Annotated in this window: 17 protein-coding genes; 6 read left to right on the forward strand and 11 right to left on the reverse strand. The window is 36.0% G+C overall.

Annotated elements, in window-relative coordinates; genetic code table 11:
• Positions 1-87: 87 nt before the first annotated feature.
• The 7 genes from FIT63_RS02970 to aat all read right to left on the reverse strand — a co-directional run bounded on the left by FIT63_RS02970 (position 88) and on the right by aat (position 6459).
• Positions 88-366, reverse strand: a complete 279-nt coding sequence (locus tag FIT63_RS02970; protein WP_028817882.1) for an integration host factor subunit beta — start codon at positions 364-366, stop codon at positions 88-90.
• Positions 367-374: 8 nt separating this feature from the next.
• Entirely contained in the window at positions 375-2090 is a 1716-nt protein-coding gene (rpsA, locus tag FIT63_RS02975; RefSeq protein WP_140006493.1) for a 30S ribosomal protein S1, read from the reverse strand.
• An 87-nt stretch (positions 2091-2177) separates the two neighbouring features.
• On the reverse strand, positions 2178-2849 hold the full coding sequence (cmk, locus tag FIT63_RS02980) for a (d)CMP kinase (RefSeq protein WP_140006494.1): 672 nt from the start codon (positions 2847-2849) through the stop codon (positions 2178-2180).
• Positions 2850-4136: a 3-phosphoshikimate 1-carboxyvinyltransferase gene (aroA, locus tag FIT63_RS02985; RefSeq protein ID WP_140006495.1), complete on the reverse strand. Its 1287-nt coding sequence runs from the start codon at positions 4134-4136 to the stop codon at positions 2850-2852. It lies immediately after the preceding gene.
• Positions 4137-4145: 9 nt separating this feature from the next.
• Complete coding sequence (locus tag FIT63_RS02990) at positions 4146-5000, reverse strand: prephenate dehydrogenase (RefSeq protein ID WP_140006496.1); 855 nt, start codon at positions 4998-5000, stop codon at positions 4146-4148.
• A 14-nt stretch (positions 5001-5014) separates the two neighbouring features.
• Positions 5015-5776 (reverse strand): arginyltransferase, encoded by a 762-nt coding sequence (locus FIT63_RS02995; protein ID WP_140006497.1) that lies wholly within the window; start codon positions 5774-5776, stop codon positions 5015-5017.
• Positions 5773-6459, reverse strand: a complete 687-nt coding sequence (aat, locus tag FIT63_RS03000; RefSeq protein ID WP_140006498.1) for a leucyl/phenylalanyl-tRNA--protein transferase — start codon at positions 6457-6459, stop codon at positions 5773-5775. Before aat ends, FIT63_RS02995 begins: the two co-directional genes overlap by 4 nt.
• A 37-nt stretch (positions 6460-6496) precedes the next feature.
• On the opposite strand from aat, the gene FIT63_RS03005 reads away from it, so the two are divergent.
• Together FIT63_RS03005 and FIT63_RS03010 are read left to right on the forward strand one after the other, a co-directional pair.
• Positions 6497-7351, forward strand: coding sequence for a TraB/GumN family protein (locus FIT63_RS03005; RefSeq protein ID WP_140006499.1), 855 nt, complete (start codon positions 6497-6499; stop codon positions 7349-7351).
• Position 7352: 1 nt separating this feature from the next.
• Positions 7353-8129, forward strand: a complete 777-nt coding sequence (locus tag FIT63_RS03010; RefSeq protein ID WP_140006500.1) for a TrmH family RNA methyltransferase — start codon at positions 7353-7355, stop codon at positions 8127-8129.
• On the opposite strand, the gene hslO is transcribed toward FIT63_RS03010, so the two are convergent.
• Both hslO and FIT63_RS03020 read right to left on the reverse strand, forming a co-directional pair.
• Complete coding sequence (gene hslO / locus FIT63_RS03015) at positions 8119-9006, reverse strand: Hsp33 family molecular chaperone HslO (RefSeq protein WP_140006501.1); 888 nt, start codon at positions 9004-9006, stop codon at positions 8119-8121. The two genes, FIT63_RS03010 and hslO, sit on opposite strands and share 11 nt — an antisense overlap.
• 4 nt (positions 9007-9010) lie before the next feature.
• Positions 9011-9325, reverse strand: coding sequence for a DUF3301 domain-containing protein (locus tag FIT63_RS03020; protein ID WP_140006502.1), 315 nt, complete (start codon positions 9323-9325; stop codon positions 9011-9013).
• Between the two features lie 237 nt (positions 9326-9562).
• On the opposite strand from FIT63_RS03020, the gene FIT63_RS03025 reads away from it, so the two are divergent.
• The 4 genes from FIT63_RS03025 to FIT63_RS03040 are packed head-to-tail and all read left to right on the forward strand — an operon-like array spanning position 9563 to position 13801.
• Positions 9563-10753, forward strand: a complete 1191-nt coding sequence (locus tag FIT63_RS03025; protein ID WP_140006503.1) for an ammonium transporter — start codon at positions 9563-9565, stop codon at positions 10751-10753.
• A gap of 45 nt (positions 10754-10798) precedes the next feature.
• The gene (gene ispD / locus FIT63_RS03030; RefSeq protein WP_140006504.1) at positions 10799-11479 is read left to right on the forward strand and encodes a 2-C-methyl-D-erythritol 4-phosphate cytidylyltransferase; all 681 of its coding nucleotides are present in this window, start codon (positions 10799-10801) and stop codon (positions 11477-11479) included.
• Between the two features lie 9 nt (positions 11480-11488).
• Positions 11489-11965, forward strand: coding sequence for a 2-C-methyl-D-erythritol 2,4-cyclodiphosphate synthase (ispF, locus tag FIT63_RS03035; protein ID WP_140007148.1), 477 nt, complete (start codon positions 11489-11491; stop codon positions 11963-11965).
• Positions 11966-11971: 6 nt separating this feature from the next.
• The gene (locus FIT63_RS03040; protein ID WP_140006505.1) at positions 11972-13801 is read left to right on the forward strand and encodes an ABC transporter ATP-binding protein; all 1830 of its coding nucleotides are present in this window, start codon (positions 11972-11974) and stop codon (positions 13799-13801) included.
• On the opposite strand, the gene FIT63_RS03045 is transcribed toward FIT63_RS03040, so the two are convergent.
• Positions 13798-14352, reverse strand: a complete 555-nt coding sequence (locus FIT63_RS03045) for a Smr/MutS family protein (RefSeq protein WP_140006506.1) — start codon at positions 14350-14352, stop codon at positions 13798-13800. The genes FIT63_RS03040 and FIT63_RS03045 overlap by 4 nt on opposite strands.
• Positions 14353-14356: 4 nt before the next feature.
• A complete protein-coding gene (gene trxB / locus FIT63_RS03050; RefSeq protein ID WP_140006507.1) occupies positions 14357-15298 on the reverse strand; it encodes a thioredoxin-disulfide reductase in 942 nt (313 codons plus the stop codon).
• Between the last annotated feature and the right edge of the window lie 123 nt (positions 15299-15421).

The following is a 15421-nucleotide window of genomic DNA, read 5'->3' on the forward strand; positions in this document are numbered from 1 at the left end:
AATTGATTTATTGTATATCTATTAATTGATAGATGAAAAAAAAAGCATACCCTGGTAAGAAGATATGCTTTTAAATGATGTTTAGTCTTATTTATCAACGCGATCTCTAAGTTCTTTACCTGCTTTAAAGTGTGGAACATATTTTTCTGGTACTTCCACTTTTGAACCTGTTTTAGGATTTCTGCCTAAACGAGGTGGTCGGTAATTTAAACTGAAACTACCAAATCCTCTAATTTCAATTCTTTTACCTTTAGAGAGCGTTTCACCCATAGCATCAAGAATTGTTTTGACGGATAACTCAGCATCTTTATAGACTAACTGAGAGAAACGGCTAGCAAGTAAGTTGATTAATTTAGACTTAGTCATAAGATTAATTATTTTTTACTATCTAATTTTGCTTTTAATAAGGCGCCAAGATTAGTTATGCCGGCATTATCAGAACTTTCTTCAACATCTACTTTTTTCTTAGCTGCTTTTGGTTTAGCTGCATTTTTAGACTTGAATGAAAGTTGTATTGTTTTTTCTTTTGCGTCGACATTAAGAATTTTAACTTCAATTTCGTCGCCTACTTTAACAACAGTAGAAGCGTCTTCAACTTTATCTTCGCTTACTTCACTAATATCAACTGTGCCTTCAACTTGATCAGCTAAAGTTACTACGATACCTGATGCATCTGCAGATTTAACTGTTCCTTTAACAAAACTACCTTTGTCATTAGCTTTTGTGAAGCCTGTAAAGTTATCACCTGATAATTGTTTAAGTCCAAGAGAAATTCTTTCTTTTTCAACATCGATTGCGACGATAAGCGCTTCGAGTTCGTCACCCTTTTTGAAGTTTCTGATAGCTTCTTCACCTGTTTTATCCCATGAGATGTCAGACAAGTGTATAAGGCCATCTATGCCGCCATCAAGACCAATAAAGATACCGAAGTCGGTGATTGATTTAATCGGGCCGCTAACTTTGTCACCTTTTTTATGTGTTTCAGAGAACTCTGCCCATGGGTTTGATTTACATTGCTTCATGCCCAATGAAAGTCTTCTTCTGTCTTCATCAATTTCAAGAATCATCACTTCAACTTCATCGCCGAGCTGCGCAATTTTTCCTGGGTGAATATTTTTATTAGTCCAGTCCATTTCTGAAACGTGAACTAAACCTTCAATACCTGCTTCAATTTCAACGAATGCACCGTAATCAGTTAAGTTAGATACTTTACCAAATAGACGTGTGCTTACAGGATATCTTCTAGATAAGCCCTTCCAAGGATCATCATCGAGTTGCTTTAAACCTAATGAAACACGATTTTTTTCTTGGTCAAATTTAAGAACTTTAGCTTCAACTTCATCACCAATATTTAAAATTTCAGACGGATGCTTTACACGTCTCCATGCTAAGTCAGTAATATGAAGTAAGCCATCAATGCCACCTAAGTCAACAAATGCACCGTAATCAGTAATATTTTTAATAATACCTTTTACAGTAGCACCTTCAGTAAGTGTGCCAATAACAGCATCTCTGTCCGCACCTGAAGATTGTTCCATCACTGCTTTTCTTGAAACAACCACGTTGTTTCTTTTCTTATCAATTTTAATAACTTTAAGATCCCATTCTTTATTTTCGAATGGTGTTGTGTCTTTAACTGGTCTTACATCAACGAGCGAGCCTGGAAGGAATGCTGTGATTCCATTTACAGAAACTCTCAAGCCACCTTTGACACGACTACTTACAAAACCTCTGACAACTGTACCTTCGTTCATTGCATCTTCAAGATCAAGCCATGCTTGCATTTTCTTCGCTTTATCTCTTGAAAGGATTGTAGAGCCGAAACCATCTTCTAATTTTTCAATTGCAACTTTAACAAAGTCACCCACTTTAACGTCAAGTTCGCCTTGGTCATTAAGGAATTCTTCTGCTTTGATAACGCTTTCTGATTTAAGCCCTGCGTTTACAATCACAAAGTCATTATCAATAGATATAACTTCTGCTGTAATTACTTCGCCTGAGCGCATTTCTTGAAGCGCTATGCTTTCTTCAAATAGAGCTGCGAAACTTTCTGTGGAATTTGATTCTGTGTTTTTTGCTGTCGTTGCCATTAAATGTTACCTATAAAGTCCTACCTAGCGATAGGGATGTTAAAGTTAGCAATAGATCTTTGAAATCTATTACACCTAAATTGTTGTTTAAGACGTTTGAGACTTTAAACTGAAGAGATGGGTGATGTTATCAACGGCATCAGATATGCTTAATGTGTCTGTGTCTATTTCTATAGCGTCTTTTGTTTTTAAGAGGGGAGAGATTTCTCTTTGTAAATCACGCTCATCTCTTAAAATAATTTCACTTAAAACCGAGGCTATATTAGCAGGGTTTCCTTTTGAGATCAACTGTTTATATCTTCTTTCAGCCCTAATTTGTGCGCTTGCAGTTAAGAATATTTTGATACCAGCATGCGGGAAAACGACCGAAGTCATATCCCTTCCCTCGGCTACCAATCCAGGGGGGTTTTCAAAGCTTCTTTGAAATCCAAGGATTGCTTCTCTCAGACCTCTGTGAACCGCAACTTCTGAGGCTCCGTGACCTGATTCCTCAGTACGTATAGCTTCAGATACATCTTTACCATTGAGTAAAATTTGATCATTTTTAAAGCTTAAGTTTGCATTTTCAAGAACGTTAAGAAGTAAAGTTTCATTATTAAGGGGTATGTTTTGTAAGCGACCTGCATAAGCGATCGTTCGGTAGATTGACCCTGAATCTAGATAGTGAAAATTTAGTTTTTCTGCAACAAGTTTAGCCACTGTTCCTTTTCCAGAGGCAGAAGGACCGTCAATCGCGATAATAGGAATGTGTGATGTCATTTATGTCTTTACTATACTTTCCAAAACCTCAAAGTAAGTTGGAAATGTTTTGTTGACACACGCTGGATCGTTAATTGTGATTGGGATATTTTTGAGGCTTACCAGTGAAAAACACATAGCCATTCGATGGTCGTCATAAGTATCAATCTCAACATGCTCTTTAATCCTAAGAGGGGGTGTGATTTCAATAAAATCTTTACCTTCAATCACAGTCGCACCTAATTTTCTAAGTTCAGTCGCCATAGCTTTAATGCGATCAGTTTCTTTAACGCGCCAGCTTCCAATATTAAAAAGTTTAGTAGTGCCTTTTGTAAATAGGGCCAATACTGCAAGTGTCATCGCAGCATCTGGAATGTGATTACAATCAAGGGTAATTGCTTGAAGTGTTTCGACTTTTGAAACTTGAATTGATGCTTCAAGGATATTAATATCAGCGCCCATAAGTTCTAAAGCTTCAGTAAATTTCACATCACCTTGAATACTATTGTTTCCAATACCTTTAACTTCGATATTGCCTGCAAGCGCTCCCGCAGCTAAAAAATAAGAAGCTGATGATGCGTCACCTTCAACAAATATTTCACCTGGACTCACATACTTACTTGAACCCGGAATAATAAAATTTTTCCAGCCTATTTTTTTAACATGTATACCAAATCGCGCCATCAGATTAAGCGTAATATCAATATAAGGTTTTGAAATTAAATCACCCACAATTTCAATAACCACTTCTTTTTTTGTAAGTGGAATTGCCATTAGAAGGGCTGTTAAGAATTGACTTGAAATATCACCTCTAATTTTTATAGGACCTTGAATTGCAATTTCAGATGGAGAAATATTTAATGGAGGGTAGCCGTCTTGATTAAGATATTTTATATCTACATTTAATTGCAAGAGTGCATCGACAAGATCTTTAATGGGGCGCTCATGCATTCGGGGCGAACCGCTTAGTGTGTATTGGCCATTAGAAAAAGACAAAGCTGCAGTTAAAGGTCTAAATGCAGTACCCGCATTACCTAGAAAAATTTCAGCTGATTTATTTTTAAAACTACCCCGTGTGCCATGAATAAGAATGTCACCGTTATCTTTTTGCTTAAGATCAACTTGAAGTTTTACTAATGCTTCAATCATATGACGTGTGTCATCTGATACAAGTGGACCTATTATAGTTGTTATACCGTCTGCCATTGCAGACAAAAGAAGAATGCGATTGGTGATACTTTTAGATCCAGGGAGGGTGACTTGGCCAGAAACAGATTGAACAGCTTTTAATTTCTTTTGATTTGCCATGCGCTTAAATTATCGAGACCATTCACTTCGAGTTTTACTTGCGTTTTCGAATAAAGCTAAAATCTTTTTTGCATCTTCTTGCTCAATAGCTTCTTTAAGTAATTTAATTTGATTTTCAAAGTGCTTAATATCTTCAAGGATAAATTCTCTATTTGCGAGTGTAATGTCTTTCCACATTTCAGGAGAGCTTGCTGCAATTCTTGTAAAATCTTTAAATCCACTTGCGGCGAATTTTAAAAGTTCATTTGCATTTGTTCTATGGGTAATCATATCCACGAGTGAAAAAGCTAACAGATGAGGAAGATGACTAATCGTTGAAAATATTTTGTCATGATCGCCATGGAGCATATTTGAAACTATAGCGCCTGCATTTTTCCAGAGTACTTCAATCACCTCTTTTGCTCGAGGAGATGTGTCTTGATCCGGCGTTAAAATGACATTTTTGCCTTTAAATAAATCAATATGGGCTGCAGTTGCTCCATGTTTTTCGGATCCAGCAATAGGGTGACCGCCAATAAATTGTGAGTATTGATTACCTAAAATTTCTTTTGCCGATTCAATTACACTTGTTTTGGTGCTTCCAACATCGGTGATAATCGTATGCGAAGATAAATGTGGCTGAATCGTTTTGAGTATTGAGGAGAATTGAGCAACAGGTGTCGCAATAATAATAATATGAGCTTCTGCAATATCTTTATTTAATTCTTGGCTCGTGCGATCAATAAGTTTAAGTTTAATTGCATCATTAAGGTTATCTTGGTTTCTTCCGACGCCTACAATATCAGAAGCGATACCTGATTTTTTTGCAGAGAGTGCAATAGATCCGCCAATAAGACCTACACCAAAAATAAGAATTTTATTCACTGTATATAGTTGATTTATTTGATATTGTTTAACAATTGAATTGTATCATGTTCACTATTAAATGATCGCCATTCGTTATTTATGAAAAGCTCAAAAGGCTTAAAGTGAGTTTTATAATTCATCTTTTTGCTCTCTTGAATCCAGTAGCCCAAATAAACATAATCTAGTTTTTTTTCAATACACCAATTGATCAGCCACAGTATGGAATAAGTACCATAACTGACAGATTTGTCGCTCGTATCAAAAAATGTATAAACCGCAGAGATACCATTTTTAACGATATCGACAAAACTAACAATTTTTAAATCGCCTTGATCTTGAAATTGAATTAATCGACTATCAATATTACTTTGTAATAAAAATTCACTGTACTGATTTACGTCTTCATCATTTGCGCTCACTTTTTCATGTCTATTTTTTTGATATTCCAAATAAAGCCTGAAATGATCTTCATGAAAAGAAAGTGGTAGCAAGGAAGCTTGAAGATGCTGATGGTTTTTGATAACTCTCTTGAAGTTTTTTGAGCGCATAAAATTCTTAACATTGATGCGAATAGGAATGCATGCATGACAAAATTCACAATAAGGTTTGTATGTGAATTTACCACTTCTACGAAAACCTTTCTTTATAAGATCATCGAAGTGTTTCTGGCTTATGAGGTGATGAGGTGTTGCAACTAATGATTGGGATGCACGACCTTCCAAGTAGCCACAGGCATAACTCGTAGTGACATAGAATTGAATCTTATGACTCGATAATTCGTCAGGAAGGCTCATGTTTTAATGTAAGTATTAAGTAATTGAATAAAACGGTCACGAGAAATCTCTCTAGCACCTAAACTTAAAAGATGATTCGTTTTCATCTGACAGTCTACCATCTTAATACCTATATTTTTTAGATACTGAATGGCAAGAACAAATGCCATTTTAGAGGCGTCTCTTTCATAATGAAACATGGATTCACCAAAGAAAACCCCATCTAAAACTATTCCATAAAGGCCGCCGACAAGATTTTCATTAAAATAGATCTCAAAAGAATGGGCAACTTTCAGCCGATGTAATTCAGAGTATGCATTAATAATACGATCGTCAATCCATGTACCATCCTGGCCTTTTCTTTTTATTTCACTACAAAATTTAATGACAGATAAAAAATTATTGTCTATTAAAAATTGATAATTATTTTTCTTAATTTTCTTAGATAAAGATGATGAAATTTTAAGATCTTCAGGAAATAATATTAATCTTGGATCAGGTGACCACCATAAAATAGGTTCGTGTTTATTAAACCAAGGAAAGATCCCTTGTTTGTAAGCTTCAATAATTTTTTTAGCTTCAAGTGTTTTGGATATTGCAATAAGACCATTCGGCTCAATAAGGGCTTGATCAGTCTTCGGAAAGGGGTCATGATTACTAACAAAAGCGATGGAACCAAAATCAGTTTTTATCCATTGACCCATATGTTCTTGTGAGGAATGCTTAATTTAATTTCAAGGTATGAAACGTTTTTTAATATTAGTTATTTTACTCTTAAATATAGTCCCACTCGCTTACGCTAATGAGCGAGGGTTGTTTTGGAAATTAAAAGCACCCAATGGCTCGACGCATTATTTATTCGGTACTATGCATACTGATGACAATAGAATTATTAAGTTCTTACCTATTGTTAAAAAATCTGTCAATGCATCAGATCTTCTTTTGGTAGAAATTGCGCCTAACGATCACTCACAAAATCTTTTAATGCAGAATCATTCCCTAGCCACGGATTTAAATGAGATAGAGCTAAAGCAAATTAAAAAACTAGCAGAATTTCATGTGATGCATTTTGAGAATGTTATAAGAATGAAGCCTTGGCTCTTGGCTATTATTTTTGATTCACCCAAGCCCCATACCGAATTCAATCAGGACTATCTTTTAACGGCAATGGCAGAGGATTTAGACAAAGAAGTTATAGGGCTTGAGTCATCAAAAGAGCATTTTGCTACGATGGATTCCCTCTCTAACGATGAACAATTAATAATACTTAGAGCGGTTTTAAAAAAAACAGAGAAAGAAAAATTATCTGATTACAATTTACTCATGAAACATTACATCTCAGGAGATGTTGAGCAAATACGAAAAACGGATGAACGATTAACAGGTAAATTAATGTCAGAAGCTATGTGGGCTAAAATTAAAGTTCAGCTTATGGGCGAGAGAAATAAGAAGATGGCCATAAAAATTAAAGAGCTTTCAAAAGATAAACAATTATTTATTGCAGTCGGCGCATCCCATTTAGCAGGACAGGACGGCTTGTTAAATCAGTTAAAAGATTCAGGATTTAAAATGTCACCTATAAAAGCGTTTGAATAATATGAAGCGCCAACTAATTTCATCTCGTGGCAACCAACATTTTAAGCATTTAAAAAAACTTAGTGAATCCCCTCGTTATCGGTATGAAGTTCAACAAACGATTCTAGATGGTATTCACCTTATTGAGTCTTATGCTCAGCGCTTTGGCTCCCCAGACTCTGTGGCTTTAATTCAGGGCAGTGACATAAATAAGATCTCAGGGTATTTAAATGAAGAAACGCAAGTATTAGAATTTCCAGCAGGACTTTTTTCTGAAATAGCACCTGTTATGTCGCCTACAGGTATTCTTGCATCTATTAACATTCCACATTTAGATGCGCCAAAAAAACAGAACTGTATTTTATTGTTGGAAGATATTCAAGACCCAGGTAATTTAGGAAGCATTTTAAGATCTGCAAGCGCCTCAGGCGTAGATCTTGTTTACTTGTCTGATCATTGTGCTGATCTATGGTCACCTAAAGTATTAAGAGGAGGGCAAGGCGCTCATTTTTATTTGCCATGTGTTGAGAATGCTGTTTTTTCTGATATTACAAAAGCTTTCGAGGGAAAAATTTTTGCTACTGAATTAAATGGAAAATCTATTTTTAAAGAAAACTTAAAAGGGCCTGTTGCCTTTATTTTTGGCAACGAGGGAAGTGGTCTGCAATCAGAAACTATAGGTTTGACTTCGCATTCCGTTCGTATTCCTATGGAAATAGGGATTGAATCATTGAACGTTTCTGCCGCTGTATCGATATGTTTATATGAAAAATATAGGCAAGAAAATTTTAGTGCTTAGCTGAATTACTCGACTCGTTAAATACAAAATCTACTTCATCTTCTGAATATTGATAACACTCATTGCAGAAATCGCAGTGAATTGTTATGGAAGCTTGCTCTTCAATGATGGAGTTACATTCTTCTTTCCCAATAAGCTGAAGCATGTTTTCAATACTTTTTTTGGAGCAGCTACAGGCAAAGCCAAGGTGAGTTGGATCGTATAAACGAATTGTTTCTGATGAAAATACATTCTGAAGAATTTCAGATACTTCTAGTTCGGGACGAAGCGCATTAAACGATTGGTTAGCAGATCCAACAATTCTTTCCCAAACTTTGTTCATTTCATCTTGATTTAATTCCTCTGCTGAAGAATTAAATGGAAGCTTTTGAATAAGAAGGCCATGAAAAATATCATTTTGAGAATAGATCCATAGTTTGGTTTGAATCTGCTCTGACCTTAACATATAATTTTCAAGAAGTTCACTGGTTGAGTTTCCTTCCATGGGCACGATGCCTTGATAGGGCGTCTTTGCATTTTTTTGAATTAAAGTAATAATGAAGTGGCCTTCTTTAATAAGGTCTATTGGTGCTAGAGATTCAATAGCACCACTCCATTTAACCGTACCCCGCATCCCTAAATTTCCATTACATTCAGCGATTAATAATTTGAGTGGTCCATTGGTTTGAATTTGTAATGTCAGTGAGCCGTCAAGCTTTAGTGTTGAAGCGAGGAGAGAGCTTGCCACCATAAGTTCCCCCAATATGGCATGAAGATTCTGAGGCAGCGATTGATGTTGCGTAGCCTCTTCGATTGTATGACTTAGCTTTACGTAATTACCTCGAATATCTGTGTTTTCAAAAATAAATCTATGTAATTTGTCTGCTGAATTATGCATAAAATTAACTTTCCATGCTTATGTAGGGCGGGATATGCCAGTTATGTAAATGCTTTCCTAAGAGGAAAAGATTACATTTGATTCGATCGTTTGTGGAGCTGCTCACCATAAATTCATAGCATCTTAATATGGCAACCTGACCTTTTTCATTTCGTTTTAATGTAATTTTTTCGCATGCAACTGTCTCATCTAAAAACTGAAGATCAAATTGCTTAGATAAATTTTTCCCAAGTTGAATGGCAAGCTCACGTTTTGAGATTGTATCAATCCAAAACCAAACGGTCAGAATTAGTAAAACAAAAAGGATATATTCAAGCATAAATGTAATTTAAAAAATGACCCTATATATTAAACGTGCTTCAGTGAGACTTTAATGATTATTTTTATGCTTTATTTGTGTGCATAAAAAAAGTAATTCATAAAAATGCACAAAAATAGTGCTTAAAAGTAGATTTCTTTCCAAATTTTAAAATAAAAAAATCACAATCTCTTACTTTTATTAATCCTTATATAAAATTAACCTTAATTTAATACTTACAGATGAGGAATGCCCTTTATGGATAACTTAATTGGTGCAAATGATGTTTTATTTGTTTTATTGGGCGCAGTTATGGTGCTAGCTATGCATGCAGGCTTCGCATTTTTAGAAGTAGGCACTGTTCGTCATAAAAACCAAGTCAATGCGCTTGTTAAAATCCTTGTTGATTTTTCAGTATCTACACTGGCCTACTTTTTTATAGGTTATGGCATTGCCTATGGCGTGAATTTCTTGTCACCCGCAGAAGCTCTATCTGCTAAAAACGGGTATGAACTTGTTAAGTTTTTCTTTTTGCTTACTTTTGCTGCAGCTATTCCTGCAATTATATCGGGGGGTATAGCTGAAAGAGCTAAATTCAATTCCCAATTAGCAGCTACCTTCGCTTTGGTTGGTTTCGTATATCCATTTTTTGAAGGTATTGCTTGGAATAATCATTTAGGTGTCCAATCTTTTCTTGAAGGTAATTTTGGGTTTAAATTCCACGATTTTGCAGGTTCAGTAGTTGTCCATGCCATGGGTGGCTGGATAGCTTTGGCGGCTGTTTTATTACTTGGGGCAAGACATGGCAGATATGGTAAAGATGGAAGGCTCCATGCTTATCCACCATCTAATTTCCCCTTTTTGGCTTTAGGTGCTTGGATCTTAACTGTAGGATGGTTTGGTTTTAACGTTATGTCAGCGCAAACAGCGAATGGTATTTCAGGCCTCGTAGCAATTAATTCTCTAATGGCATTAGCGGGTGGGACCATAGCAGCCCTTATCGTTGGAAAAAATGACCCCGGTTTTATCCATAACGGACCGCTTGCAGGTCTTGTGGCAGTGTGCGCAGGATCAGATATTTTTCATCCCATTGGCGCTCTGATTACAGGTTTAGTCGCAGGTATTCTTTTTGTATGGACCTTTACTCTTACACAAAATCGTTTAAAGATTGATGATGTATTGGGTGTGTGGCCATTGCATGGACTTTGTGGTGCTTGGGGCGGTATCGCTGCAGGCATTTTTGGATCTACTTATTTTGGTGGCATGGGAGGCGTTAGCTTTGCATCTCAACTCATAGGAACTTTATTAGGCGTATTGATAGCACTTATCGGTGGATTCCTGGTTTATGGCACCCTTAAGCATTTCTTTGGTATTCGATTAACCCAAGAAGAAGAATTTAATGGCGCTGATATTTCGATTCATAAAACTGCAGCCAATGCAGAAGATTAATCTTATCTCTTAAAAGCATTGTCTGTTGCCATGTTAAAATTTCCCATGGCGAAATTTCATATCATTATTCCCGCAGCAGGCTCAGGTTCCAGAATGGGATTGGGCCAGCCAAAACAGTACCTTAAAATTCATAAACAAACTTTCATCGAAAGAGTAATTCGTGTTTTTGAAAATATTCCCCTTGTCGATTCTATTCATATTGCACTTCAGCCAAAAGATGATCTTTGGGACACACTTAATCTTTCTTTGTCATCAAAAGTGAATGTGCATTATTGTGGTGGAGAATCTCGAGCTAAGACAGTTCTTAATACATTAGAAACAATAAAAACTCATACGAACGAGAGTGATTGGATTTTAGTTCATGATGCAGCGCGACCAGGTGTCCAAGAAAAAGATGTTATTCATCTAATAGAGACATTAAAAAATGATCCAGTAGGCGGCTTGCTTGCATACCCCATAGCAGACACTATAAAAAAATCTGACAAAGAAGATAGGGTTATTGATTCACCAGTAAGAGATCATTTATGGCAAGCACAAACACCTCAAATGTATAGGTATAAAATGTTAATCGACGCACTTAAGTCATTTGATGGTATTCCAACCGATGAGTCTCAAGCAATTGAGCGGTTAGGAATGAAGCCAAAATTAATTAAAGGCGATTTTAAAAATTTCAAAGTAACTTATCAAGAAGATCTTAGTATTCTTGAGCATTTAATCACTGAATAGGTATTTATGATGATAAAAGTTGGACAAGGTTTTGATGTTCATCAGTTAGTGAACGGCAGAAAATGTATTATTGGAGGAGTTGAAATTCCTTTTCATAAAGGATTAGACGGCCATTCAGATGCCGATGTTCTTTTACATGCAATTGCTGATGCAATCCTTGGTGCCGCTGGACTTGGAGATATAGGCAAGCATTTTCCAAATACAGACCCATCTATTAAAAATATAGACTCCAGAGATATTTTGAAGAAAGTAATTTTATTAATTCAAGAAAAAAAATATTCGATTATTAATATTGATGCCACAGTAATTTGTGAATTACCTAAATTGGCACCGTATATTGATCACATGAAAAATAATATTGCATTAGATTGCAATATAGATATTCACGCAGTGAATGTGAAGGCAACAACAACTGAAACTCTAGGATTCGCTGGAAGAGGTGAAGGTATTGCAGCTCAGGCTATTTGTTTAATAGAGTCTAAATAGGTTTTTATGTTTCAGCGTTTTGAAAAACTTCTTAATCCTTTTCCCGAGTACTTTCTAACTACACCACCCAAAACCTTGTTGATGTTTGTATGGTCGTGCACTAAAAATCTTAGATGGCTCATTTTATTTATGGCTCTATTAACAGCTGTCATAGGTAGCTTCGAAGCTATTTTATTCTCATACATGGGCTCTTTAGTTGACTTACTAAATCATTCAAACCCAGAAAATTTTTGGTCTGAAAATGCTTCTATGCTGATGTCAGCATCAGCAGTTTTAATCTTAAGTACATTGCTTGTTTTATTCCAAACCTTAATTAAGCATCAATCCCTCGCAGGTGCTTTCCCTATGCGAATGCGTTGGAATTTTCATCGATTACTTCTTAATCAGAGTATGAACTTCTATCATAATGAATTTGCAGGCAGGGTTGCTGCAAAAGTTATGCAAACTGCGCTTGCGGTAAGAGATTTATGGTTCATTTTGGCTGACATTCTGGTGTACGTGATTATTTACTTCTTAACGATGATTTTTGTTGTAGGTAAATTCAATTTGATCCTGATGCTTCCATTTCTTAGCTGGTTTCTTTTTTATATTCTTGTTCTTATATATTTTGTACCACGCTTAAGTAAATTGTCTAGAAATCAAGCTGACGCAAGGTCATTAATGACAGGGCGTATTACAGATGCTTATACAAATATAAGTACTATCAAGCTTTTTTCTCACGCCGGACGTGAAGCAAACTTTGCCAAGGTTGCAATGAATGATTTTTTAGGTGCAGTGAATATGCAAATGCGTTTAGTTAGCTGGATTGAAATTATTAATCATTTTTTAAGTATGTTGCTTGTGATTGGAACAGCTATTGTTGCAATTTGGCTTTGGTCGAAAAATGAAATCATGGTAGGAGTAGTTGCAACTTCAACAGCTATGGCTTTGAGATTGAATGGTATCTCGCACTGGGTAATGTGGGAAATGACATCCTTATATGAGCAAGTCGGAACTCTTCAAGACGGCCTAAACACACTTTCAATTCAGCAAGAAATTAAAGATATTAAAAATGCAGAAGATCTCATCATAAAAAAAGCTTCAGTTTCATTTCAAAACATTGTTTTCAATTATCCAAATCAAAAAACATCAGTTATTCATAATTTTTCATTGAATATTAGGCCTGGTGAAAAGGTTGGTCTAGTAGGCAGATCTGGATCAGGAAAATCTACACTCGTAAATTTGTTATTACGATTTTATGATCTTAAATCAGGTGTAATTACTATCGATAATCAAGATATATCAAAAGTAAATCAAAATAGCTTGAGAAAAAAGATTGGTATGGTCACACAAGATACATCCTTACTTCATCGATCAGTTAAAGACAATGTGGTCTATGGAAGGCCTAATGCAACACGAAGTGAAATGATTGGTGCGGCGAAAAGAGCTAAAGCCCATGACTTTATTATGCAGTTGGAAGATAACCTTTCTAGAAAAGGCTACGAAGCTCATGTTGGCGAAAGAGGCGTTAAGTTATCAGGAGGCCAAAGACAGCGTATTTCTATTGCAAGAGTCATGTTAAAAGATGCGCCTATATTATTATTAGATGAAGCAACAAGCGCACTTGATTCTGAAATTGAAGTTGTTATTCAACAAAGTCTCTATCAATTAATGGAGGGCAAGACAGTGATCGCAATTGCACATCGCCTATCCACTATTGCTGCAATGGATAGGCTTATTGTGATTGATAAAGGTAAGATTATAGAAGAGGGGTCTCATAATGAGCTTATTAAAAAGAAAGGCTTATATGCGAGACTTTGGAAGCATCAAAGCGGAGGTTTTCTGGGTGAAGCCTAATGTGCGGTTAATAACACAATAACAGCTCCACTACCTCCATCATGAGCTCGCGCCTGAGCGTATGCGATAACCTCTTCTTTTTGCGCTAACCAATGCTTGAGTTTATTTTTAAGAATAGGCTCTTTGTTTTTAGAGTTATAGCCTTTGCCATGGACAATACGAATACAGCGAATATTATTTTTTTTACATTCCGCTATAAATTGAACCACATATGCTTTTGCTTCATCCGAAATCATGCCATGAAGATCAATAGATTTTTGCACCACCCAATAACCTTTCCTTAGTTTTTTTAATACATCAGGTGAGTGACCTTGTCTGATATAGAATAACTCATCACCATTTTCAATGTCATGAAGTGGTTCGTAGTGATCACTAATAGAGTCAATCAGCGCTTGTTTTTCATCTCTTATAAAATTTAGAGGGACGGGCCTAGGTTTTTTTTGAGGTGCTTTATGTTCTTTTTTTTTCGGACTGATTTTTAAAGGAGTTGCGCCTTTAATGGCTTCTCTGAATAAATTAATTTCATCTTTATCATTTTCATTTTTTGCCATAACATTATTTCGTTAAAAATCTCTCTGCATCAAGTGCCGCCATACAACCGCTTCCAGCACTTGTAACTGCTTGGCGATAAATGTGATCTTGAACATCACCTGCTGCAAACACACCAGAAATTGAAGTCGCTGTAAAATTACCATGACGACCAGCATTTGCAATAATATAACCATTCTCCATATCCAATTGACCTTCAAAAATTGAGGTGTTGGGTTGGTGACCAATAGCAATAAAAACACCTTTGAGTTCTATAGATTTACTTTCATTTGTATTTACATCTTTAATTTTTATTCCAGTGACGCCTGAGGTGTCACCTAAAACTTCTTCTAGGGTTTTAAATGTTTCAAGAACGATTTTTCCTTCTTTTACGCGATCGTGAATTTTATCCATCTGAATAGCTTCAGCTTTGAATTTGTCGCGCCTGTGAATTAATGTTACTTTATTTGCGATATTAGATAGGTAAAGCGCCTCTTCGACAGCTGTATTTCCGCCACCAACAACCGCAACTTCTTGATTTTTGTAAAAAAAGCCATCGCATGTTGCGCAAGCAGAAACACCCTTTCCTAAAAATGCAGTCTCACTATGCAATCCAAGATATTTTGCTGATGCGCCAGTTGCAATAATAAGTGCGTCACATGTGTACTCAGATGAGTCACCTATAAGTCGAATAGGTTTTTCTTTAAGGTGTGTCGTATGAATATGATCAAACACAATTTCAGTGTTAAAGCGCTTAGCATGTTTTTCAAAGCGCTCCATGAGCTCAGGACCCATAACGCCATCAGGATCCGCAGGCCAATTATCAACATCTGTAGTAGTCATCAACTGGCCACCTTGGGCAATCCCAGTGATAAGAACGGGATTAAGGTTTGCTCTGGCAGCATAAACTGCAGCAGAATAGCCTGCTGGACCAGAGCCTAAGATGATAAGTTGGGCATGTTTTGCCATAAAAAATTCCTGAAAAGAGTATGAAGTTGCAAACGATCAATTTTAGTTTTCATCGCCTGATTAAGCAAACCTATTTTTGACTGAAGTGGTTCTTTTTGAGGCTTTTTTCATCATTTTTTGGCA

Source organism: Candidatus Methylopumilus planktonicus (genome assembly GCF_006364715.1).
In the GTDB taxonomy this organism is placed as follows: Bacteria; Pseudomonadota; Gammaproteobacteria; order Burkholderiales; family Methylophilaceae; genus Methylopumilus; species Methylopumilus planktonicus_A.